Genomic DNA, 22,599 nt, shown 5'->3' on the forward strand with positions numbered 1-22,599 from the left:
GTGCTTGAAGATAAAAACACCTTTGTATTAAAAAGAGTAAAAAACAAAGAAGTCAGAAAGAAATAGTCTTGTAATCATATGTATATCTGTAACTTAAAAAAATAGACAGCTTAAGTTAACGCTAATGCCTTACAGGGCTCTTATTCAGCAGGTATCTTTTTAAGCCAAGGCCTTACCTTGGCTTAAGATAAGTCGCCCTTTCAGGGCTCAAAAGAATCTGGAATACGATACCAAAGCCCTGTAAGGGCATTTTAAGTTAACCTGTTGCATCGCATCAGGTACATCTAATAAGTAGCCCTGAAAGAGTACCTTAAAACTCAACACTCTCCCCCATCAACCAAACACTATCCATCAACCTATCATCACCAAGAATCAAAATAGCAAAAAGTTTCTCTTCTAAGGTTTTGGCGGTTTTCAAACGCTCGTCTACAAGCTCAATATTTGAGGAGTCTAGAAGAATAAAGTCGGCTTCTTTACCAATTTCGAAATTGCCAATCTTATCATCTAAGCCCATTGCTCTCGCTCCTCCTAAGGTTAGCAAATAGAAGAGTTGCAAAGCGGTGGCCTTATATCCTCTGAGAGCGGCCACTTGATAGGCTGCTGCTGCAGTTTTGAGCATGGAAAAACTCATTCCTCCTCCCACATCACTGGCTAAAGCTAAGGGAATATCCTCTTCCCAAGCTTTTTGCAAGTTGAATAATCCAGATCCTAAAAATAGATTAGAAGTTGGACAGTGAACTAAGCTAGCATTAGATTCTTTCACTCTTTTCCACTCGTCTACGGAGAAATGGATGGCATGACCTAAAAGGGTATTTTTCTCCACTAAATCATAATGTTCATAAACATCTAAATAGTCTTTTCTATCTGGAAACAAGTTTTTAGTGGATTCTATTTCTTCATGATTTTCTGAAATATGAGTTTGTACTCCTATATGAGGATATTTTTCTTTGAGTAATTGAAGTTGTTGGAGTTGCTCTGGAGTACTAGTAATAGCAAAACGAGGAGTCAATAAATAGTTCAATCGGCCTTTGCCTTCATATTTTTGAATGAGTTCCTCTCCAATTTTGAAAGTCTCATTTGTAGCTTCACAAAGATTTGCTGGAGCATTCCTATCCATATTGGTTTTCCCTGCTTGAATCCTCATATTCAACCGAAGCGCTTCTTCCATTATAGCTACAATAGATTCCTGATGAACTGAAGAATAGATAGCAGCTGTTGTGGTTCCGTTTTTCAGCATTTGCCTAAAGAAAAAATGAGTAGCTTTTTTAGCAAAGTCGGCATCAGAAAATTGGTTTTCTAATGGAAAGGTATATTCTTTGAGCCATTGTAATAAATCGGCTCCATAGGATGCCATTACAGCCGTTTGTACTCCATGAATATGTGCATCAATAAAACCAGGCATCAAAATCCTATCTCTATAATGCTCTATGACTACTTGTGAACTCCATTGCGATTTTAAATCTTTATAAGACCCAAGAGCTTTTACTAATCCATGATCCATAATCAATAAACCATCCTCAAAAAACTCATATTGGTCTTTAGAAATAAAGTGGAAAATCTGGGCTCTAATGCCTTTTATTTGGTTTGTCTTCATATATACTCATTCTTTATGCTCTGAATCTTAGGGTAGAATTGTCTAGCCTCGAAAGCACTAAGACACAAAGCTAAGATAACAACAATATAATATCTACTTTCGTGTCTTTGTGGATATTTATTACGATATAATATCCCAACACATCATTATAAGCTAAATGCAAAATTAATCTTTCCAGTAAAGCTGCTCATTTTTAAGCTGAATTTTTTCAACATTCTCACTAAACCCAATTCCATCAAAAAGAATGATCTTATTGGCCAATGAAGCTAGGCCAATGGCAGATTCTTTAATGGTATCTTTTCTATCATTCATTAAAAATAAAAACAGAGCAGGCATATATAATCTTCGAAAAGCTCCAGATTCAATCACAACCTTAACATCCTCAGAAATCATAGAAAAAGTAAAATTAATAGCTTCAGCTAAAAAAGCATCCTTCACTTGAAGAACAAAAGACTCATCAGCGCCGGCTTCCAAAAATCGGCTGCTGTCTTTACCTGTATTTATTTCCTTTTCCAATGACAGAATAAACCTATCATCTTTAAAAATACAATAAGGAGGAGTCTCCGTATGAAAATGCGGAGTAATCTTTAGTGCATAAACCTTCTGATTGAGATTTTTCAGATGTTTGATGAGCTGACAAGCAAATGTAGTTTTGCCTACGTTTTGCCCATTTCCGGAGAGCAAAACGATTCGCTCCGTATGAATTTCTATTTTAGTTTTTATGATTTGTATTTCTTTCATTAAGATGTAAAAATAAGGATTTTTAAAGATACAAAAAAACCCTCCAAACCATTGGTCTGGAGGGTGAATTTATATCTATTCGATATTATTTATCTTCCTTCACTTCTTCGAAATCAACGTCGGTTACTTCGTCGCCACCATCAGCTTGGGCACCTGGGTTAGGTTGTCCTTGTGCTGCATTTGGATCTGCACCTGGCTGACCTTCTTGTCCTTTATACATCTCTTGACTAGCTTCTTGCCACATTGCATTCAAAGCTTCCATGTGAGTATCAATTCCAGCGAAGTCTTTTTTCTGATGCGCTTCTTTCAAATCAGAGGCTGCTTTTTCAATAGCTGCTTTTTTGTCTTCAGGTAATTTATCACCATATTCTTTCAACTGCTTTTCAGTTTGGAATACTAAATTATCCGCTTGGTTTAGCTTATCAGCTTCTTCTTTTATTTTCTTATCAGCATCTGCATTGGCTTCAGCTTCTTGCTTCATCTTTTGGATTTCTTCATCAGATAGTCCTGAAGAAGCTTCAATTCTAATGTTCTGCTCTTTACCTGTTCCTTTGTCTTTAGCACTTACGTTAAGAATACCATTGGCATCGATATCGAAAGTAACTTCAATTTGTGGAACACCACGTGGAGCTGGAGGCACACCATCTAGGTGGAAACGACCTAAGCTCTTATTTTGAGCAGCCATTGGACGCTCTCCTTGAAGGATATGAATCTCAACTGAAGGCTGGTTATCAGCAGCAGTAGAGAAAGTCTCACTTTTCTTCACTGGAATAGTTGTGTTGGCTTCAATCATCTTAGTTAAAACACCACCTAAAGTTTCAATACCCATTGAAAGTGGAGTCACATCTAATAATAATACATCCTTAACATCTCCTGAAAGAACACCACCTTGAATAGCAGCACCAATTGCAACAACCTCATCTGGATTAACACCTTTTGAAGGCTCTTTTCCAAAGAATTCTTTTACTACTTTTTGAATAGCAGGAATACGAGTTGAACCTCCCACTAAAATAATTTCATCAACATCTGAAGCTGACATTCCAGCATCTTTTAGTGCTAATTTACAAGGCTCTATAGTTCTTTGAACTAAATCGTGAGTTAATTGGTCAAATTTAGCTAAAGATAATTTCTTCACTAAGTGCTTTGGCACACCATCAACAGGCATAATATAAGGCAAGTTGATTTCTGTTTCTGAAGAAGAAGACAATTCAATTTTAGCTTTTTCAGCAGCTTCTTTTAAACGCTGTAATGCCATTGGGTCTTTCTTCAAGTCAACACCTTCGTCGTTCTTGAATTCTTGAGCCAACCAGTCAATAATAACTTGGTCAAAATCATCACCACCTAAGTGGGTATCACCATTAGTAGATAATACTTCGAATACACCATCACCTAATTCTAGGATAGAGATATCGAATGTACCACCACCTAAATCATATACAGCTATTTTTTGGTCTACATCTTTTTTGTCTAACCCATAAGCTAAAGCCGCAGCTGTTGGTTCATTGATAATTCTTTTTACTGTTAAACCAGCAATCTCACCAGCTTCTTTCGTGGCTTGACGTTGGCTATCAGAGAAATAAGCAGGAACTGTAATAACAGCTTCTGTTACTTCTTGTCCTAAGAAATCCTCAGCAGTTTTCTTCATTTTCTGAAGTGTGATAGCTGAAATTTCTTGTGGAGTATATTTTCTATCATCAATCTGTACTCTTGGTGTATTATTTTCACCTTTAACAACTTTGTAAGGAACACGACCTGTTTCTAATTGAACTCTGTCGAATGTTTCTCCCATAAATCTCTTGATAGAGAAAATTGTTTTTTCAGGGTTTGTGATGGCCTGTCGCTTTGCAGGATCCCCCACTTTACGCTCACCATTCTCAGTAAAAGCAACAATTGATGGTGTTGTTCTACGTCCTTCGCTGTTTTGAATAACAACAGGCTCATTTCCTTCCATTACCGCAACACAGGAGTTGGTAGTACCTAAGTCAATTCCAATTATTTTTCCCATTTTAAATCTCCTTTTTATATATTTTTATTTTATTTATTTCTTGTTTTTTTGTCTTCAAGTAAACAACCTTTCTCAATTCCTATGCCAAAGCAAACACCCTCTTTTTCACGACATTTTTCATGACAAAACGACAGAAATGAAAATTCAAGCTACGTCTTTCGGCACATTTCTACACTTTTTCATGCGGTTTAATGACAAAGTGTAAATATATTGTTTGCATCTTTGCAATCTAAATACTCAAAAAGATGAATTCATCTGAACCCAAAAAAAACATAGTAAATATTGGCTCTATTAAAATGGGCCTCCTAGAACCGTTAATTTTACAATCCATGACCTCAACTTCTACCATGGATATTGATGCAACTGTTGAACAATGCATCAGAATAGCGGATGCTGGAGCTCATTTGGTCAGAATAACGGCTCGTGATACTCGCGAAGCCCAAGCATTAGGCCAAATCAAAAACGAATTAAAAAAAAGAGGATATAATATTCCTCTTTCAGCTGATATTCATTTTAATCCCAAAGCAGCAGATGTAGCTGCACAACTAGTAGAAAAAGTAAGAATAAACCCCGGAAATTATATTGATAAAAAGAGCGGAAGAACAAGCTGGTCCAAAGAAGAATACCATTTAGAGCTTGATAAAATAAAGGAAAGATTAAGCGGATTAGTTGAAATCTGCAAAACCCATAAAACAGCTATCAGAGTTGGAGTGAACCACGGTTCTCTTTCCGAAAGAATAATAAACAAATATGGTAACACAGCAGAGGGTATGGCTGAATCTGCTATGGAATTTATCCGAATTTTTAAGGCGCTAGATTTCAATCAATTGGTTATTTCACTAAAGGCTAGCAATGTATTGGTTATGGTAAAGGCCAATGAACTATTCAAACAAAAGATGGAGGAAGAAAATCTTTCTTTCCCATTACATTTGGGTGTAACTGAGGCTGGTGATGCTGAGGATGGCAGGATAAAGTCTGCTGTGGGTATTGGGTGTTTATTGAGTCAAGGTATTGGAGAAACCATAAGAGTTTCTTTAACAGAAGAGCCTGAATATGAAATTCCAGTAGCCATTGAAATCGCAAAAGCTTCAAAAGAAAATCCTTGGAAACATCAGGACGAGCAAACAAGTTATGCCCGAAGAAAGAGTGTAAAAGTCTTGAACTTTGGAGCTCAACAGGTTCCTGCGGTTATCGGAAATTCAGATCTTAAATCGGATACCATACTAGAAGCTGATTATTATTTTGAAGATGACATCTGGGTTTCCAAAGATTATAACACTCACATCCAACAACTTTCGCTCGAACAACTCAAAAACGATCATTTCTCCAAAGACCAAAACTACTTTCTGAATCTAAAAGCATCAGAATGGAACACCGAATTTGCAAAACTAGTCTCCCCTATTAATCATTTAATATTAGTATTAGAAAAAACAGACGAATGTGATATTGCGGATACACATAAAGCTATACATAGTATTAATGAGTTGCGTATTAACCTTCCTATCATATTGAAGCTTCGAAATCATGAAAAATCGGAAAACAAATTAATGATACAGTCTGCAGTAATAGCTGGACCGTTTTTTCTAAAAGGTCAACTGGACGGCTTATGGATTGATTCACCAAATTTCAATACCAATGAAATCAGTTTAGGTATTCTACAAGCCAGCAGGCAGCGGGTGAGTAAAACAGAATACATCGCTTGTCCTTCTTGTGGCAGAACTCTATTCAATATTCAAGAGAAGCTTCAAGACATTAAAAAGAAAACAACGGCTTTTAAAGGATTAAAAATTGCAGTGATGGGATGTATTGTAAATGGTTTAGGAGAAATGGCTGATGCCGATTTTGGTTATGTGGGAGCTGGTCGCGGGAAAGTAAACATCTACAAAAAGCATGATTTAATACAGAAAAATGTACCCGAAGATGAAGCCGCTGATGCTCTTCTCGAAATCATTGAGAAAAGTTTATAATCACCTGTATTTTTTCAAAAACACTACTCTTTTATGGCCATTATAATTGGAAAAGGCTAAGACAAAAGCCTCTAATTACCTGATTGATTTTTAATTACAAAAAATACTTTTTAAGAAAAGAATATTTTAAAGTTTTACAGATTCTATTAACTTTGGCGGCTATGAATATTATTATTGCAGGAGACGGAGAAGTGGGTTTACACCTTGCTCAACTATTAGCAGATGAGCATCATAATATCATATTTATCGATCCCAATGAAGAGATCTTAACTATGATCGGTAATCATACTGATATTATGCCAGTTGTGGGAAGCTCTATTTCAGTAGATGTATTAGAAGAGGCAGGAATCAAAGGCGCTGATTTGCTAATTGCAGTTTTGCATGACGAAGCCATTAATCTTTTAACAGCCATCCTCGGAAAAAAACTTGGAGTAAAAAGAACCGTAGCTCGTATTTCCAATGTGGAATTTATGAGCGAAAAAAACCGCGCCATATTTGAAGAAAAAGGCGTAGATATTTTAATCAATCCTGAACAAGTAGTATCAAATGAGGTTATTCAACTATTGAATCAAACTGCAGCTACCGAAATTTTCGAATTCTCAGGGGGGAAATTGCAGCTTTTTCTAATAAAGTTAGACAAATACGCTTTGGTCGTAAATAAAACACTAACTCAATTGGCTACTGATTACCCTAACCTTGATTTTAGAGCTGTTGCAATTCATAGAAATGGTAAAACCATAATCCCAACAGGCAATGATTCTTTTCGTGAAAATGATTTGGCCTATGTCATTACGAAACCTGATGGCGTAAAGTTACTATTGGAATTGGGTGGTAAACAAAACTTTGACATCAAAGACATTATGTTAATTGGAGGAGGTAGAATTGGTAGGATGACCGCTTCCAAACTTCAAGACAAAATGAACATCAAGCTCTTTGAAAATGACAATAAAAGAGCCAATTCTCTAACCAACGATTTGGAGAATACCCTTATCATTAACGGAGATGCCAGAGACATGGAACTATTAGAAGATGAAGGTATTAGAGAAATGGACGCCTTTATTGCGGTGACCAATCATACTGAAACAAATATCCTCACTTGTCTTCATGCAAAAAGTCTTGGTGTAAAGAAAACCATAGCCCTAGTTGAAAACATTGAATATATAGATATTGCCCAAAACATAGGTATTGATACCATCATCAACAAAAAATTAACTACTGCAAGTGTGATTAACCTATATACCATGGAGGCAAAAGTAACAACCGTTAAATGTTTGAGTGGAATAAATGCTGATGTGATTGAATTAGTAGCTATGCCTAAATCTGCCGTTACTAAAAAGCCATTAAAAAAATTATCAATGCCAAAAGGCAGTATTATTGGTGGTATCATTAGAGATGATGAAAGTTTTATTGCGGTTGGTGATTTCCAATTGCAAGAGGGTGATAAAGCGGTAGTTTTTGCATTACCTGAGGCGATTCATAAAATCAACAAACTATTTAAACACTAGACATGCGAAGGCAATCTATAAATTTTAAAATGGTTTTCCGAGTAATTGGATTCTTACTAATATTGGAAGGCTTAACCATTTTTTCAGCATTGCCATTTTCTTGGTTTTACCACCCTGAAGGACTTTATGATTTCCATATCATGAAAGGAACATCAGAATTCTTCCCTATATTAATAGCAGGATTGTTTACTATTTTTATTGGCTTATTCTCTGTTGTTTACACACGAAAAGCTACTAAGCACATCTCAAAAAAAGAAGCATACTTGATAGTTAGCTTTAGTTGGATGGCCATCTCATTATTTGGTAGTCTTCCTTTTTATTTAAGCGGCTATTTTGAATCCTTCACCGATTCTTTTTTCGAAACCATGTCAGGATTCACCACAACAGGAGCATCCATATTAAATGATATAGAGTCTATTCCGCATGGCTTACTTTTTTGGAGGAGTATGACACATTGGATTGGTGGGATGGGGATTATTGTATTGTCCTTAGCTATCTTACCATTACTAGGGATTGGTGGGATGCAATTATTTACAGCCGAATCACCAGGTCCAACCGCGGATAAAATACATCCCAAGGTAAAAGAAATGGCCAAAAGACTCTGGGGACTTTATGTCATATTAACTGTAGCAGAAATTATCCTTCTAATGATTGGACATATGAGTTTCTTCGATGCGGTTTGTCATGCTTTTGCCACTATGGCCACTGGAGGATTCTCAACCCAGAACGACAGTGTAGCAGGCTTTTCGCCATATATCCAATATATCATCATCCTCTTTATGATATTGGCTGGAACCAATTTCTCTCTACATTATTTCATGTTGAAACGAAAGTTCTCCAAAGTAAAAGCTAATGAGGAATATCAATTATATATTGGAATTATTATTGTAGTTACCTTGATTATTACTGGAGGATTGATATTAAAAATGAATATGGGTTGGGAACAAGCCTTCAGGGATAGTCTATTCCAAGTAGTCTCCATAATAACAACAACCGGTTTTGTAACAGCCGATTACCTATTATGGCCATCAGGTTTATGGTTCCTTCTCTTTATTCTCTTTTTTGTAGGAGGAAGTGCAGGAAGCACAGGTGGAGGAGTGAAAGTAGTAAGGATTCTCATTCTTATTAAAAATAGTTTGTTAGAATTCAGAAGATTACTTCACCCACATGCCATTTTACCTGTAAGACTCAATCATCGACCTGTTTCTCAAAATATTGTATTCTTAGTCTCCTCTTTTTTCCTTTTCTATATCACTACTTTTGTAGTAGGAGTTGTTTTCATGACTGCTATTGGGCTTGATTTTATATCGGCAGTTGGAGCATCAGCATCCGCACTAGGTAATATTGGTCCTGCCTTAGGCTCACTAGGTCCTGTTGACAATTATGCACATATCCCCGATTTTGGAAAATGGGTACTAAGTTTCTTGATGCTGCTTGGAAGATTGGAATTATTCACAGTATTAATTATCTTCTCTCCTACTTTCTGGAAAAAATGATCTTCCAAATAATAAGAAGATCTTTTTTAATAATAGTAGGAATATAATCAATCTTTCTCCATGAATAGAAGTATCTATAACCATCCCATCATAGAACTCTCTACAGAATACCTTCCGTTTTGCAATAAACTAAGTCTAATAGAATCCACAAATACTCGTTTCCTAGTAAAGTTTTTCACAAATCTCATCCTTATGCATATCAATATATTACATCTTACTGTATGGTTTTTGTATAGGTGACAAAACGCCAAGTATAGTATTAGTATAGGTGGTGGGAATCACTTTTCAATAAGAAATTTCTAATGTTTGCACTGATAAAATAATGACACAAACAAATGATTAATTAACATGTTTATTATGAGAAAACAATTACTAATTATCCTTTTTGCAATTATTACTATAGGAATATTTTCACAAACTGTAACAACTTATAATACAGATAATGCAGGTATTTCTGTAGATAGAGTTTCAAGTATTACCGAAATCAATGGAGATATATGGATTGGTGAAGGAAAAGGAATCTCAAGATTCGACGGAACCACCTGGACTAATTACCCCTGGAGTGTGATGAATGCCCCTTGGGACTGGATTTGGATTCATAAGATTATTGAGGATCTTGATGGAAACATTTGGGCCTGCGGTGAGGCAGGACTATGGAAGTTTGATGGTACAAACTGGGCCTACTTTGGAGAAGGAACTCCTGAATTAAGTGCTGGATTTATGTTTATGGATATGGTAATGGATGAAGAAGGTGTACTTTGGATTCTGGGTGGAAACACAGTAGAATCTTGGTTATACTCTTTAGTTCCTTCAACAATGACTTTTACCGTGTTTGATTACATCAATTATCCTGAGTTAAATAACGATTGTTGGAAAATTGACATAAATAGTGAAGGGAAAAAGATACTTGCTTCGGATGATGTGGGTTTTCTTGAATTTGATGGAATATCTTTTACTACACATGAGGCTATCACTACTTTTGATTTTGACTATGATGAAAAAGATAACCTTTGGTCAGGTGGTTACTCCCCTGTTCAAGGACTATATTATTATGATAATGAAATTAATCAATTAGCAGAGTTTAAAACTAGTAACTCTTTAATCCCTTTTGACTGGATTCGTTTTATGATGTATAACTTCCAAGCAGATTATCAGTCTATTTGGTTTGCCGGTGAACAAGGATTCTATAATTATAAAGGTGTGGGCATTTATGAAGATGATAAAAATTTATTTGTTCACTTTGATGAGACTACTGGCCTTATTAATAATTATATTCAAGCTTTCTTTTTTCGTGAAAATGAAGCCTGGATGGGGACCTACAATCATGGAGTTATGAAGTTAGATTATACAAACTCTGCCATGATAAGCGCAGACACCAGCGTATTTTGGGTAGACATACAGATGGGTGATACTCAAACTATTCCGTTTAACATCAACAACAAAGGAGGCGGAAACCTTTCTTATATTGTTAATACTAGTAATACTGCATCTTGGTTGAGCACAAACGATAACGGAGGAACCACTACGGGATATGGTTCAAATCAACATGAATTTACCTTTGACGCTTCAAACTATAATACTCCAGGTACTTATGAAACAACTTTTGATGTGGAATCAAATGGAGGGAAAATGTATATAAAAGCTATAATGGATGTTAGCGATATTACTGGTAATAAAAACATAAAAGGATTAGACTTTATTGCTTATCCAAACCCAGCCAATGATATTTTGAATGTTAACTTTAAAAGTTTACCAGAGCGTATTAGAATTCTGAATGCCACTGGGCAGAGCGTTTATATTATGAACAATATAACCTACACTAACACTCTTGACATTTCAAATCTACCAGTTGGCTCATATATTCTTGAGACCATTTCTGAAGGTAAGAACCAACATATTAAATTTCAAAAGCTATAAAACATCTTACAATAAAATCTAGCTGTTCTTAAGAATAATTCTTAGGAGCCAATTCCAAAAGATTTTAATAGAAAACAATAGGCTCGGTTAATCCTTTTAATCGGGCTTATTTTTTTTTACAGAAAACTCATCCCAGTCTATTCCAATTGTAAACTTCTCTCTATAGGTATTCATATCGACAGCTGATAAAGATATAGTTTGAGAGGATTCTATATTTTCAACCTCCTCAGAAATCAATTCACCTTTCGGCTCAATAATGCTAGAGAATCCGGTATGCTTAGTTCCATTAGCATCGGGTCCTATTCTGTTGACTCCAACTACATAAGCCTGATTTTCGATAGCCCTAGCTACCAATAATGATTTCCATGCATAATTTCTTGCTGCTGGCCAATTGGCTACATAAATAAGAAGGTCGTATTCATATTGACCGTTCGCATAAGTGTTTTTAGCCCATACAGGAAAACGAAGATCATAACATACTAAAGGTTTTATTTTCCAACCCTTGTACTCGATTATTATGTTTTCTTGACCAGCAGTTATTTTCAAATGCTCGTTGCCTAATGTAAACAAATGCCTTTTGTCGTACTTTTGAATATTTCCATTTGGTTCCACCCAATAGAAACGATTGTAATAATTGCCCTCCTCATTAACTATCATACTTCCACAAATGGCGGTATCATACTTTTGAGCATTCCTTATCATCCAATCTAAAGAAATATGAGCCGCTTCTTTATCTACAGTTTCTGGCTCAACTACAAATGCAGTATTAAACATTTCTGGTAATACAACCAAGTCTGTTTTTTCTGACACAGCATTTAATTTTTCACTGAAAGTTAATAGGTTGGCACGAAAATCATTCCAAACTAAATTGGACTGAATGAAAGTTACTGTTAAATCTTGCATAGTATTTCGGCTGCTTTCTCTAAGGTTTCTTCTTTTTTGGCAAAGCAGAATCGAAGCATTTTGTGATCATCGTTTTTATGATAGAAAGCAGATACGGGAACACTAGCAATACCATGTTCTTTAATCAACCATTCAGCGAACTCCATCTCTGGTAAATCACTAATTTCTGAATAATCTAAAACTTGAAAATAGGTACCATAGGAAGGAACAGGCTTAAACCTAGAATTTTTGATCAACTTCAGAAAATAATCTCGTTTCTTTTGATAAAAAGAACCTAATCCTGAAAAATTACCTTCATCTTTTAAATGCTCTGCTATGGCATATTGTATTGGAGTATTCACAGTAAACACAATAAACTGATGAGTTTTTCTAAACTCATTCATCAAGTTTTCTGGTGCCACAGCATAACCCATTTTCCAACCAGTAGCATGAAATGTTTTCCCAAAACTAGCCACCACAATGCTTCTTTCGGCTAATCCTGGATAAGCAGAAAGGCTGTGGTGCTTCTTCTTGTCAAAGATAATGTGCTCATATACTTCATCACTTAAAATAATGATATCCGTATTTTTAGTAAGCTTATGCAAAGCATCCAAATCCTTCTTTGAAAGCACAGCTCCAGTAGGGTTATGAGGAGTATTCAGAATAATCATTCTCGTACGGTGAGAAATCATACGACTCACTTCTGTCCAATCGATATGATAATCGGGAAGGCGAAGCTTGGCATATTTAACAATTCCTCTATTGAGTTTTATGGTAGGGGAATAGGAATCATAAGCTGGCTCAAAAACAATGACCTCGTCTTCGTCTCTAACAAATGCAGAAATAGCGGTAAATAATGCTTGAGTAGCACCTGATGTTACGGTAACTTCTGTATCAGCATTATATTCAGCACCAAAAGTATTTTTGATTTTGGCAACAATCTGCTGTCGAAGTTCTGGTAAACCAGGCATAGGAGCATATTGATTATGCCCTTTCCTCATATTCTTTGCAATGAGATTAATGAGCTCAGCATCCACATCAAAGTCAGGAAAACCCTGAGCTAAATTAATGGCGTTGTGTTCATTAGCCATTTGCGACATCACTGCGAAAATAGAGGTTTTTACCCCTGGAGATTTTGATATAATTGAACCTTTAAAAGCTTCCATAAAAAGATTATTTCTAGAAAACAAAGATACAAAAAAGCCATATCAATTGGCTTGATATGGCTTTAAATATTTTTAAACATTAAACTATAAACCTAGTTTGGCTTTTACTAATGGCAAAATATCTGTACCATTTTTATAAAGTAAAACTTGCTCGTTTGCATTAATAATATATGTGAATCCATTTTCAGAAGCAACAGCTGTAATGGCATCTTGAGCTTTCTTAATTAAAGGTTCAGATAATTCCACTTGCTTATTTTGAATTTCGTACTGGGCTTGCTGATTGAATGCTTCCATTCTCTGCTGCAAATCCATTATTTCTTTTTCTTTAGTTTGTCTGATGATTTCTGACATTGTAGCTTGATTGTTTTGATAATCAGCATACTTAGCTTCTAATTCACTTTGCATGGCTTGTAATTGAGTTTCTAAACCAGCAACAAAAGTTTCCAATTCTTGATTTATTGCTTCTTGACCTGGCATTACTCCTAATAATTCTTGGAAGTTGATGTGACCAATCTTAGCAGTTTGAGCTTGAGCTGTTATGGATGAACCAGCAATTAATAAAACGACAAATAATTTAAATATGTTTTTCATTGTAATATAATTAGTTTCAAATTTATAGCAAATGGAATACCATATTGCGAGGCGCAAATTTATTCAAATAATTTAAATATCCGAATGGCTTTCCATAAAAAATAGTATTGTTTAAGTTTCTTTAACTCATTGCAAAAATAAAAATGAGTAAGTATTGTAAACACACCCATTCTACACTTTTTACACTATTTCCAAATAATTGATGAAATCGAATATTTCGATAAAAACTTTAGAAAAGGTTTTGTAAAATTGCATCTCAATTATAAAATGAATAAAATGAAAAGATTAAGTCTTATACTTATAGGCATATTAATGTTGATAGCCCCTCCTTTATGGGCTCAAGACAAGGTACTCACCTTTGAAGACGCCATATATCAGAACAGAAACATTTTACCCAAAAGGCTTTCTAGCTTATCTTGGCAAAGCAATAGCCAGAATTTTAGCTATAAAGAAAATGGGAAAATAGTTCTCCGCTCCATTAGTGATCAAGCAAAAGCTGATACCATATTAAGTCTTGCCGATTTTGCAGACTTAGCGCTTGGAGAAGATTCATTAAAGCTAAGTAGAATTCCAGGGTTTTCATGGACTGAGAAAAATGAGATAACTTTCAATCACGAAAACATGTTATTGAAATTTAATACCAAAACTAAAGTTTTAGAAAAGCTTAATACATGGGAAGAAGGTGCTGAAAACTCACAGTTTTCTGTAAATAATGATTTGGCCTATACTTTAGGAAACAACCTTTTCATTGCTAAACAAAGTGAAAAAATTACCGTTACCAATGATAGTGTTAATGGTATAGTTAATGGTCAAAGTGTTCACAGAAGCGAATTCGGAATAACTAATGGTATATTCTGGTCACCAAAAGGAAATGCATTGGCATTTTATAGAAACGACCAAACTATGGTGAAAGATTATCCTTTGGTTGATATTACCGCTCGTGAAGCCGAAGTTAATAATATCAAGTACCCTATGGCTGGAATGAAAAATGAAGTTGTAAAACTGGGCATCTTCAATTTAAATACTCAAGAAACACTATTTGTACAAACTGGCGATTCTGTTGACCATTATTTGACTAGTATCACTTGGGGGCCTGAAGAAAAATATATCTATATCACCGTTTTGAATAGAGACCAGAATCATATTTGGTTGAATAAGTATAATGCCGAGGATGGTAGTTTTGTTCATACTATTTTAGAGGAGGAAGCTACCACTTGGGTAGAACCAGAATTCCCTATGTATTTTTTGAAAGACAAGAAGGACGAGTTTATTTGGTTCTCGGAGCGTAACGGCTGGATGCATATGTATATCTATAAAACCAACGGACAACCACTGGAAGAAGTAGCTTTAACCCAAGGCGAATGGATGGTGAATGAATTTTTGGGTTTCGATGAATCGGGAAAGAATGTATTCTTCTCTAGTACTAAAGAAAGCCCAATTCAAAAGCATATTTATAGCGTAAACATTAAATCGAAGAAAGTTAAAAAACTTACCAAAGAGCACGGTACTCACAATGCTGTTTTTAGTCCAAACATGCAATTCTTTATTGACAGCTACTCATCAACTGATGTAGCCAAAGTATATACCTTAAGAAATACCAAAGGCAAAGAAGTTTACGAGTTATTAAGAGATGAGAATCCTCTGAAAGATTATAGCTTAGGTGAAACCACTTTAGGTATTATTGAAAATGAGGAGGGCATTGAGCTTCATTATAGAATGATTAAACCTGCAAATTTTGACACCGCTGTAGAATATCCTGTTTTCTATTATGTATATGGTGGTCCACACGCTCAACTAGTTACAGATAGCTGGATGGGTGGAGCCAATATATTTATGCAACTAATGGCACAAAAAGGCTATGTGGTTTTCACTTTAGACAATAGGGGAACACCAAATCGTGGCTTTGCTTTTGAAACTGCCATCCACAGGAAACTAGGAAAATATGAGATGGAGGATCAACTTGCGGGTGTTGATTTTTTATTGGAGCAAGACTTTGTTGATGGTGACAGAATGGGAATTCAAGGTTGGAGTTATGGTGGGTTTATGACCACTAATTTGATGCTCTCAAACCCTGGCCTATTTAAAGCTGGAGTGGCTGGCGGACCGGTAATCGATTGGCAGTATTACGAAATTATGTATGGCGAAAGATATATGGATACTCCAGAACAAAACCCTGAAGGTTATAAAAACGCTAATCTGTTAGAGAAAGCAAATCAACTGGAAGACCATTTACTAATTATTCATGGAGCCATTGACCCAACAGTGGTTTGGCAGCATAGTTTAGCATTTGTTCAGAAAGCCATTAAAGAGAAAAAGCAAGTCGACTATTTTGTATATCCTAGATCAGAACATAATGTAAGAGGTATTGATAGAGCTCACCTTTTAGAGAAAATGTATCTTTATATTGATGGACATTTGAAGAAATAATTCTTCTTTTAAATATCTACATAATGCCTGATGAATATATTTCCTTGGGCATTTTTTGATCATATAAATTCAAGTAGTAAATGTTACATAATTGATAGTATTCCACGCAAATGAATGACACTAAGAATTTCTCACAAAGGCCAGCAAAGAAATTGGGAAATGCCACTCCTTATTTCCATGCCCTAAAGGCGCTCTTATTAGTCGGGAAACTACTCACTTAAAACACTTTAAACTTTATTTACTTTAAACTCTAAGTATTTTAAGCACTATCTTTTACAATAACTCCAATCTATAAGAATCCATTTTAATAAAAATAAATAGTAGCACAGTAAAAGACCAAAGGGAAGATCCCCCATAGCTAAAGAAAGGAAGAGGAATACCAATCACTGGCGCCAAGCCAATGGTCATGGCGATATTAATGGAGAAGTGAAAGAATAGTATTGATGCTACCCCATATCCATAAATCCGGCTAAAGGAGGAACGTTGTCGTTCTGCGACAATGATAATCCGAATAAGCAAAAATAAAAACAGAATCACTACCGTTGCGGTCCCCAAAAACCCCCACTCTTCGCCAACTGTACAAAAGATAAAATCGGTGCTTTGCTCAGGAACAAAATTATATTTGGTTTGGGTTCCTTGAAGAAATCCTTTTCCAGTTGGTCCTCCAGAACCTATAGCAATCAATGATTGATGAACATTATACCCAGCTCCCCGATAATCCGTTTTCATTCCCAATAGAACTTCGATCCTTGTCTTTTGGTGCTCTTGGAGGATGTTTTCGAAGGCATAATCTATAGAGAAGATAAATCCACCCACCAAAACCAAAATAGCTAAAAGGCTGAGGATATTTTTACGTACTTTTTTCATCAATAAAAATAAAAGCACCGCTATCAAAGCAACAGATATGAGCATAGTGAGCTTGCCAACGAGTAAGGTGAGTATAAATAATAGCGCAAGTAGAAAACCAAAAACAAGAAAATTTCCTGAGAAACCTTCTCTATATAAAACCAAGATAAAAGAGAAATAAACTAAGGCACTACCAGTATCATTCTGCAAAAATATAAATACTGAAGGTGCAAAAATAATGACTCCAGATCGGATAACTTGCTTCACATCTTTTAAATTGATTTGAATGCTGCTTAAATATTTGGCTAAGGCCAAATTGGTCGCAAACTTGGCAAACTCTGAAGGTTGCAAAGCAAAACTCCCCACTTGTATCCAACTTTTGGATCCTGCAACCTCCTTTCCCATCACAAGAACGGCAACCAGCAAAAGTAAAGTGGCACCATATATGACATAAGCAAAACTGGTGAAGAATTTCATATCGATCAGGAGAATGATAAAGATGAGAATCACTGAGGTCCCAATCCATAAAGCTTGTTTTCCGTAGCGCTCTCCCATATCGAAAATAGAGGAATGCTCTGGATTATAAACAGCAGCATATACACTCATCCATCCCATTAAGGCTAAAGCAAAGTACAAACCTACTAGCCACCAATCTACATTTTTTAATATGCTATTCTTTTCTCTCATATTCTATCTCTCTTAACTCTCTATACTTCTATCTAACAAACTTAATCAAAGCTTGACTAGTCAGGAGTAATGAGATCCGCCTCCAAAATTCTCTTCTCTTTTTCTTTTCTGATGACTACCCCATTCAGGTATTTTTCCATCATCAAGCTGGCGATAGGCGCGGCCCATGTGCCTCCGAAATCGCCTGCATTTTCTACCACAACAGCAATCGCAATCCGAGGATTGTCCATTGGTGCAAATGCGATAAATATACTGTGATCATCACCATGTGGATTTTGAACGGTTCCGGTTTTACCACAAACGGTCACACTATCCATAGCTCCTCTTCTAGCTGTTCCTCCTACTTGAACAACTCTTCTCATCCCTTCAACTATAGGAGCAAAATGCTCCGCTTTTATCTCCACCTCTTGCTTCTCGTTATACTTACTAATGATATTAGAAGGCTCCCCAATAGATTTAACTAAATGTGGTCTAAAATAGAATCCTCTATTGGCGATTGCTGCCGTTAAGTTAGCCAATTGAAGAGGTGTAATCAATAACTCCCCTTGACCAATAGCCAAGGAACGAACCGTCAAAGCATTCCAAACGCCACGATAAACTTTATCATAATATTCAACCGAAGGAACCATGCCAGACTTTTCATACATCAAATCTGTATTAAATTTAGTTCCCAAACCAAAGCTTCTCACTTTCCTCGACCAATTCTCAAATCCTTTTTTCACACTTCCAGCCTTTGGGTTGTTTAATGTATTTCTAAATGTATTCCAAAAATAAGGATTACAACTCTGCTGAATACCATATATCATCCCTAATGGAGTAATATGATTATGAGAACATTTAATAGGCTTAGATACTGTTCCTTGACAACTAAATTCTGTGTTTATAGTCACCACATGTTCATCCAAAGCTATGAGTGCATTAAGCATTTTAAAGGTAGATCCTGGAGGATAAGCTGCCATTAAAGCTCTATTATACAAAGGTTTTAGCGTATCATGAAGTAATAAATTAAAATTCTTACCTCTATTTCTTCCTACTAAAATAGATGGATCGTATGAAGGGCTAGAAACCAGGCTCAGAATCTCTCCGGTGGCAGGCTCTATGGCAACTATTGAGCCCAGCTTATTCTTCATGAGGAGTTCTCCGTATAATTGCAATTCTGCATCTAAGCTGGTATACAAACTCTTACCATTCACAGCTAATGTATCAAAACGTCCTTCCTTATATTTCCCTTTCTTTCTGTTCATCACATCAACCATCACATATTCGACACCTTTTTCTCCTCTCAATTCCTTCTCATAAAATTTCTCAATACCACTTTTTCCAATATAATCACCTGAGCGATAAAAGGCATCCCTATCTAGATCTTTTCTATTAACTTCACCAATATCACCTAAATTTAAGGCTCCAGAGCGATATGGATACCTCCTCAAGGTTCTTTCTTGTACATAAAACCCAGAAAAATCATATAATGTTTCCTGCAGATAGGAAAATTCTTCTTTGGGAATTTGCCCCAAGAATAAAGAAGCTTTATAGCGGCTGTATTTTTTTGCCTTATCCATTCTACGAATAAATTCTTCGTTAGAAATTTGTAATAAGGAACAAAAACGAGTGGTGTCAAAATCTTTAAGTTGACGAGGAATCACCATCAAATCGTAGGCTGCATTATTGGCCACCATGATTTTCTCATTTCTATCATAAATAATACCCCGAGCAGGATATATAATATTCTTCCTAATCACATTACTATCAGCAGATAGCGCATACTCTTCTTCAATGATTTGAACATAGAACAAGCGAGCCAAGAATATCATTCCTATTATGGAAATGACACCAATCATAATAAATTTTCGATCTGAATAGTTTTTCTTCATGTGCGGAGTGATTGCATACAAAATTAGATAAATAGATAAGGCGAAAAATATAGAATAAAATACATATTTAACTATCTGTTGTTAATACCAAAAAAATGTCGAAGTGAATTTTTATTATGAATTTCATAGTAATCTGGCTAAAGCAAGGTATTTTTTGTATCTTTAAGCTTCCATAATTTTTAAAACCTTGTCCTATGAAAAAATCATTTATACTCCTATTTGCATATGCTCTTTTAATGATGACTTCTTGCCAAAACCAAGACGAACAAGAAGTAGTTAAAAAGCCTGAGAAAAAAGAAATTGACTTTGAAAAAGAAAAAGCCAAGGTTTCAGAACTTCTAGATTTATATGCCACCAGTACAGAAAGTGGCGATATAGAAATGATAGAACAAATATGGTGTCCTAAAGAGGATGTTATATTAATTGGTACCGAGAATGATGAAAAACTAATGGGCTGGTCTACCATTAAAAAAACCATGTCTGGACAATTCAATTCCTTAAATGAAACCCTAATATCTATCACAGACCAAAATATCTCTTTCGACCGAGATGCCCGTACTGCTTGGTTCTTTGAAGAATTGAATTATAATTTCATCTATAATGATAAAGCGATGAGCTTAGATGGCATTCGTTTTACCGGAGTTTTTATTAAAGATGACCATGGTGTATGGAAATTGGTTCAAGGCCATGTTTCGTTACCGACAAGTATAGATATGAAATAACCCTACATCTTTATTTTTAGATAAATATTTTCCTTGTTAATTAATAGTTCTCTAAAGCTATAACTACTAATTACAGTGGTTTTATTACTTTGAACCATCGCTCTATTACCACTTGTGTTTCTCACCTCTTTTGGGGTATTCACAATGAATTTATAGTTGACATAATTTAGCATATCCTCAGAAGGAAGCTGTTCACTGAGTTCTTGTTCTTCTAATAATCGCTCCAAATATGGACTTAGGTTGGGGCGAATTACTCTATTCTTTTTTATCTTAATAAACTTCTTTAGAAACATATTAGGTTTGATTTCGGCTAGGGCATAAAGTGCATTGTTTAGAGATTTCTCGTCAGCAAAATCGAAGCTGATATTAAACTTCAGCTGTTTGGCATTGAGGTCTTTTTTGATATTTGAAATACCAGGTTGTGCTTTTAAAAGTCTTAGTTTCTCGTCCAACTCTTGAATCTGTGGAACCTCGGGTACTCCACCCATCTGACTCATCATACCCCCAAAACCACTAGTTTCAAGATACATTTCATATTTTCCAGAGAGGTCTTTATTAATGGTAACCTCCTCAACTAGGTCGATACAAGATGTTAAGCTTAAAGAGATAAATATAATGGCAATACTAAAAAGTAACTTTCTCATTCGTTTAAATTTTGGTGCAAAAATAAGAGATTATCCAAGCAAGAAACGAATGAGAAAGTAATGTATTACAGTTTTAGAATTTTTTAAGGTTTAGTTTTGTTTTACAAACTTCTTTTGAATTAATTGTTTTCCCAATTCCATTTGCAAGATATAAACTCCATTTTGCAAATCCGAAATATCAATTTCTAAATCTTCTGAGGATTTTTCTTCTTTTCCATTTAACACCTGTTGACCAGAAATATTGAATACTTTATAATTGAACTCACCTTTTTCTTGGCTTTGGATTGTTATGGATTCTTTGGCTGGACTTGGGTAAACTTGGAAGTTATTACTGGAGGATAATTCTTGTTGGCCTACGAACATATCTACTGGAAAAATCTCTCCCAAAGTATCACCATTATGCAGATAACCTGTGATTTCATTATTATAATCCCATTCAAAGCCATGAATTTCTCTTTCCATAAAACCAAAATCAATTGAATACTCCGATTTTGTATATTCCAATCCAGTGTAAGGAATTAGTAATTCTGGAACATTGTCATCTTGCAAATAGTCGGTTAATTCAAATCCATTATCCAAGAGTATGGATGTATTAGTTTTTGTTAAACCTCCCCACTTATGATAATCTATTTGGGATATGCATAAATCTTCAAATTCTATTTCTAGTAGTTCATTTGGATAAGATTCTGTATATTCATTTGGATAAAAAACCAAAACAGTATCACCATAGGTAATTTTATCAAATTTACCGTATTCAAATTCAGTATACTTTCTATAAAACTCTGCTTCAAATATCAAAGAATCAATATGATTTTCAATATTGGTTACCTCATACCTCAGATAATTATGTTTGAATTCCACATTTTTATAAGCTTCTGCACTGTAGGTATAATAACACAAAACGTCACCCACCTCAAATTGACTAAACATATCTTCAAACTTCGGCACTAAGACTCCCAATTCACGCCCTTCGATACCCAGTAATTGATAATTACTAAATTGAAGGACTCCATGATTTTTCGTTAACACAAAGGATTCATTATTTGATAATGATATGATTTTAACAGAATCCTCCTCTCCAATTACATTTATCAAATCTAATGAACTGACAACAGCCGTGACAGAACTTTCCTCATCAAAAATCCATTCTTCATTTAGTTGAGCATTAGGGAGTAACTTAAATTGTTGATTATAGCTTTCAAAAACCCATTCTCCATTTTCGTATACTTTTGCTTGGTCCAAAAGAAACTGAGGCTGATTTGCAAGCATATAATTGGGTTCCGAACAAGTATCGCATGGACTTACGATTTTATTGAAATAATAGACTTCATGATCGCTCATCTGTTTAGTCGAGTCCACCCAAAGTACATTATCTAGTATTTCTAAGTCTCCATCATTTGAATAACAAAATCGCTCAGTGGTATTTATTGGTGCCCAATTTTGAGCAAACAAACCAATGGTCATCATTAACATGATAATTAACAGTAAATTTTTCTTCATAGTTTTTATTTTAAAAAGTGAATAAATGAAAGTAGGTG

At 35.2% G+C, this 22,599-nt stretch carries 16 protein-coding genes; 6 read left to right on the forward strand and 10 right to left on the reverse strand.

Annotated features, from left to right (window positions below):
* Window positions 1-310: 310 nt before the first annotated feature.
* From guaD to dnaK, 3 genes are all read right to left on the reverse strand, one after another.
* Window positions 311-1,594: a guanine deaminase gene (gene guaD, locus HNS40_RS02605; RefSeq protein ID WP_172277230.1), complete on the reverse strand. Its 1,284-nt coding sequence runs from the start codon at window positions 1,592-1,594 to the stop codon at window positions 311-313.
* Window positions 1,595-1,759: 165 nt separating this feature from the next.
* A complete protein-coding gene (locus HNS40_RS02610; RefSeq protein ID WP_172277233.1) occupies window positions 1,760-2,335 on the reverse strand; it encodes a hypothetical protein in 576 nt (191 codons plus the stop codon).
* An 85-nt stretch (window positions 2,336-2,420) separates the two neighbouring features.
* Window positions 2,421-4,340 (reverse strand): molecular chaperone DnaK, encoded by a 1,920-nt coding sequence (gene dnaK / locus HNS40_RS02615; protein WP_172277236.1) that lies wholly within the window; start codon window positions 4,338-4,340, stop codon window positions 2,421-2,423.
* A gap of 245 nt (window positions 4,341-4,585) precedes the next feature.
* Between dnaK and ispG the strand changes: the two genes are divergently transcribed.
* The 4 genes from ispG to HNS40_RS02635 all read left to right on the forward strand — a co-directional run bounded on the left by ispG (window position 4,586) and on the right by HNS40_RS02635 (window position 11,225).
* Window positions 4,586-6,307 carry a (E)-4-hydroxy-3-methylbut-2-enyl-diphosphate synthase gene (gene ispG, locus HNS40_RS02620; RefSeq protein ID WP_172277239.1) on the forward strand — a complete coding sequence of 574 codons (1,722 nt, stop codon included), beginning with the start codon at window positions 4,586-4,588 and terminating at the stop codon, window positions 6,305-6,307.
* Window positions 6,308-6,468: 161 nt separating this feature from the next.
* Window positions 6,469-7,812: a Trk system potassium transporter TrkA gene (gene trkA / locus HNS40_RS02625; protein ID WP_172277242.1), complete on the forward strand. Its 1,344-nt coding sequence runs from the start codon at window positions 6,469-6,471 to the stop codon at window positions 7,810-7,812.
* A 2-nt stretch (window positions 7,813-7,814) separates the two neighbouring features.
* Window positions 7,815-9,308: a TrkH family potassium uptake protein gene (locus HNS40_RS02630; protein WP_172277245.1), complete on the forward strand. Its 1,494-nt coding sequence runs from the start codon at window positions 7,815-7,817 to the stop codon at window positions 9,306-9,308.
* 357 nt (window positions 9,309-9,665) lie between these two features.
* Window positions 9,666-11,225 (forward strand): T9SS type A sorting domain-containing protein, encoded by a 1,560-nt coding sequence (locus tag HNS40_RS02635; RefSeq protein WP_172277248.1) that lies wholly within the window; start codon window positions 9,666-9,668, stop codon window positions 11,223-11,225.
* A gap of 96 nt (window positions 11,226-11,321) precedes the next feature.
* On the opposite strand, the gene HNS40_RS02640 is transcribed toward HNS40_RS02635, so the two are convergent.
* The 3 genes from HNS40_RS02640 to HNS40_RS02650 all read right to left on the reverse strand — a co-directional run bounded on the left by HNS40_RS02640 (window position 11,322) and on the right by HNS40_RS02650 (window position 13,864).
* On the reverse strand, window positions 11,322-12,128 hold the full coding sequence (locus HNS40_RS02640) for an amidohydrolase (RefSeq protein ID WP_172277251.1): 807 nt from the start codon (window positions 12,126-12,128) through the stop codon (window positions 11,322-11,324).
* Window positions 12,116-13,273, reverse strand: coding sequence for a methionine aminotransferase (locus tag HNS40_RS02645; protein ID WP_172277254.1), 1,158 nt, complete (start codon window positions 13,271-13,273; stop codon window positions 12,116-12,118). Before HNS40_RS02645 ends, HNS40_RS02640 begins: the two co-directional genes overlap by 13 nt.
* Window positions 13,274-13,357: 84 nt before the next feature.
* A complete protein-coding gene (locus HNS40_RS02650) occupies window positions 13,358-13,864 on the reverse strand; it encodes an OmpH family outer membrane protein (RefSeq protein ID WP_172277257.1) in 507 nt (168 codons plus the stop codon).
* A gap of 276 nt (window positions 13,865-14,140) precedes the next feature.
* Between HNS40_RS02650 and HNS40_RS02655 the strand changes: the two genes are divergently transcribed.
* Window positions 14,141-16,291, forward strand: coding sequence for a DPP IV N-terminal domain-containing protein (locus tag HNS40_RS02655; RefSeq protein ID WP_172277260.1), 2,151 nt, complete (start codon window positions 14,141-14,143; stop codon window positions 16,289-16,291).
* Window positions 16,292-16,564: 273 nt separating this feature from the next.
* Here the strand turns inward: HNS40_RS02655 and rodA are convergent, their stop codons facing one another.
* A complete protein-coding gene (rodA, locus tag HNS40_RS02660; RefSeq protein ID WP_172277263.1) occupies window positions 16,565-17,824 on the reverse strand; it encodes a rod shape-determining protein RodA in 1,260 nt (419 codons plus the stop codon).
* Window positions 17,825-17,880: 56 nt separating this feature from the next.
* The gene (mrdA, locus tag HNS40_RS02665) at window positions 17,881-19,695 is read right to left on the reverse strand and encodes a penicillin-binding protein 2 (RefSeq protein WP_172277266.1); all 1,815 of its coding nucleotides are present in this window, start codon (window positions 19,693-19,695) and stop codon (window positions 17,881-17,883) included.
* Between the two features lie 194 nt (window positions 19,696-19,889).
* Between mrdA and HNS40_RS02670 the strand changes: the two genes are divergently transcribed.
* Window positions 19,890-20,417 (forward strand): nuclear transport factor 2 family protein, encoded by a 528-nt coding sequence (locus HNS40_RS02670; RefSeq protein ID WP_172277269.1) that lies wholly within the window; start codon window positions 19,890-19,892, stop codon window positions 20,415-20,417.
* A gap of 2 nt (window positions 20,418-20,419) precedes the next feature.
* Here HNS40_RS02670 and HNS40_RS02675 read toward each other — a convergent pair whose 3' ends face one another.
* Together HNS40_RS02675 and HNS40_RS02680 are read right to left on the reverse strand one after the other, a co-directional pair.
* Window positions 20,420-21,061, reverse strand: coding sequence for a hypothetical protein (locus tag HNS40_RS02675; protein WP_172277272.1), 642 nt, complete (start codon window positions 21,059-21,061; stop codon window positions 20,420-20,422).
* Between the two features lie 90 nt (window positions 21,062-21,151).
* Window positions 21,152-22,561, reverse strand: coding sequence for a T9SS type A sorting domain-containing protein (locus HNS40_RS02680; RefSeq protein WP_172277274.1), 1,410 nt, complete (start codon window positions 22,559-22,561; stop codon window positions 21,152-21,154).
* Window positions 22,562-22,599: the final 38 nt, after the last annotated feature.

The organism is Lentimicrobium sp. S6, assembly GCF_013166635.1.
In the GTDB taxonomy this organism is placed as follows: domain Bacteria; phylum Bacteroidota; class Bacteroidia; order Bacteroidales; family UBA12170; genus UBA12170.

Bases quoted from the DNA above. Each gene is read 5' to 3' on its own strand.
- guaD (WP_172277230.1), bottom strand. From the start codon at position 1,594: ATGAAGACAAACCAAATAAAAGGCATTAGAGCCCAGATTTTCCACTTT.
- HNS40_RS02610 (WP_172277233.1), bottom strand. From the start codon at position 2,335: ATGAAAGAAATACAAATCATAAAAACTAAAATAGAAATTCATACGGAG.
- dnaK (WP_172277236.1), bottom strand. From the start codon at position 4,340: ATGGGAAAAATAATTGGAATTGACTTAGGTACTACCAACTCCTGTGTT.
- ispG (WP_172277239.1), top strand. From the start codon at position 4,586: ATGAATTCATCTGAACCCAAAAAAAACATAGTAAATATTGGCTCTATT.
- trkA (WP_172277242.1), top strand. From the start codon at position 6,469: ATGAATATTATTATTGCAGGAGACGGAGAAGTGGGTTTACACCTTGCT.
- HNS40_RS02630 (WP_172277245.1), top strand. From the start codon at position 7,815: ATGCGAAGGCAATCTATAAATTTTAAAATGGTTTTCCGAGTAATTGGA.
- HNS40_RS02635 (WP_172277248.1), top strand. From the start codon at position 9,666: ATGAGAAAACAATTACTAATTATCCTTTTTGCAATTATTACTATAGGA.
- HNS40_RS02640 (WP_172277251.1), bottom strand. From the start codon at position 12,128: ATGCAAGATTTAACAGTAACTTTCATTCAGTCCAATTTAGTTTGGAAT.
- HNS40_RS02645 (WP_172277254.1), bottom strand. From the start codon at position 13,273: ATGGAAGCTTTTAAAGGTTCAATTATATCAAAATCTCCAGGGGTAAAA.
- HNS40_RS02650 (WP_172277257.1), bottom strand. From the start codon at position 13,864: ATGAAAAACATATTTAAATTATTTGTCGTTTTATTAATTGCTGGTTCA.
- HNS40_RS02655 (WP_172277260.1), top strand. From the start codon at position 14,141: ATGAAAAGATTAAGTCTTATACTTATAGGCATATTAATGTTGATAGCC.
- rodA (WP_172277263.1), bottom strand. From the start codon at position 17,824: ATGAGAGAAAAGAATAGCATATTAAAAAATGTAGATTGGTGGCTAGTA.
- mrdA (WP_172277266.1), bottom strand. From the start codon at position 19,695: ATGAAGAAAAACTATTCAGATCGAAAATTTATTATGATTGGTGTCATT.
- HNS40_RS02670 (WP_172277269.1), top strand. From the start codon at position 19,890: ATGAAAAAATCATTTATACTCCTATTTGCATATGCTCTTTTAATGATG.
- HNS40_RS02675 (WP_172277272.1), bottom strand. From the start codon at position 21,061: ATGAGAAAGTTACTTTTTAGTATTGCCATTATATTTATCTCTTTAAGC.
- HNS40_RS02680 (WP_172277274.1), bottom strand. From the start codon at position 22,561: ATGAAGAAAAATTTACTGTTAATTATCATGTTAATGATGACCATTGGT.